This window comes from Gilliamella sp. B3892, assembly GCF_026536305.1.
In the GTDB taxonomy this organism is placed as follows: domain Bacteria; phylum Pseudomonadota; class Gammaproteobacteria; order Enterobacterales; family Orbaceae; genus Gilliamella.
Map to the genome: position 1 here is coordinate 1 of NZ_JAFNOK010000048.1, position 551 is coordinate 551.

The 551-nt window shown below is 38.7% G+C and carries 3 protein-coding genes; all 3 read right to left on the minus strand.

Features of this window, described 5'->3' with window-relative positions; all coding sequences use genetic code 11:
• A partial coding sequence (locus J3U74_RS12470; protein ID WP_267377561.1) for a nuclease domain-containing protein occupies window positions 1–113 on the minus strand: 113 nt, incomplete at its 3' end.
• Window positions 97–231 (minus strand): hypothetical protein, encoded by a 135-nt coding sequence (locus tag J3U74_RS12475; protein WP_267328496.1) that lies wholly within the window; start codon window positions 229–231, stop codon window positions 97–99. The genes J3U74_RS12475 and J3U74_RS12470, both read right to left, overlap by 17 nt.
• Window positions 231–551, minus strand: a 321-nt coding sequence (locus tag J3U74_RS12480; RefSeq protein WP_267338086.1) for a recombination protein NinB, incomplete at its 5' end; no start/stop codon positions are given. The genes J3U74_RS12475 and J3U74_RS12480, both read right to left, overlap by 1 nt.

A 551-nucleotide genomic window follows, 5' to 3' on the forward strand; every position in this document is an offset into this window, starting at 1 on the left:
CACGTACCAGCTAAACGATAATGCGCTAATACGGTAGTTTCAGGATTATGATTACAGCACGGTAAGCGCACTTGGCATTCTCGCCCTTTTGCTTCCTTAGTTAGTTTGCTCATCGTTAACCTTATTTAAATTATGCTGATTTATGTATTCTCTGCGTTGTTCATATAGCCATGCCAATAGTTGCTCGGCTTCTTCTATACATTCATCAATTGTTTTTAATGTGTCGTTCATCATGCCACCTTTAATAATTGGTCTTTATATTGCTCAGCTAGTCGTATTGCCTCCTGCGCATCTGCACTAAATCTAACACCATTTTCGGCTCCAAATTGCTCAGCACAGACAACCACATCAGCAAATTCTTTTTTGTTCATTTTACGAGTAGATAGCCCTATAAAGACCAATCCTCCTTGAATCCCTTTTACACATTTCTGACCATGTAAATGGGCTGTGATTAAATGTTTCCATTCTTCTGCTGTCAGTTTTTCTCCGTTCCATTCAACTTGTTTTGCAATATCGTTTAAAACAGCCCACATCATTCGATTTTGTGCTAA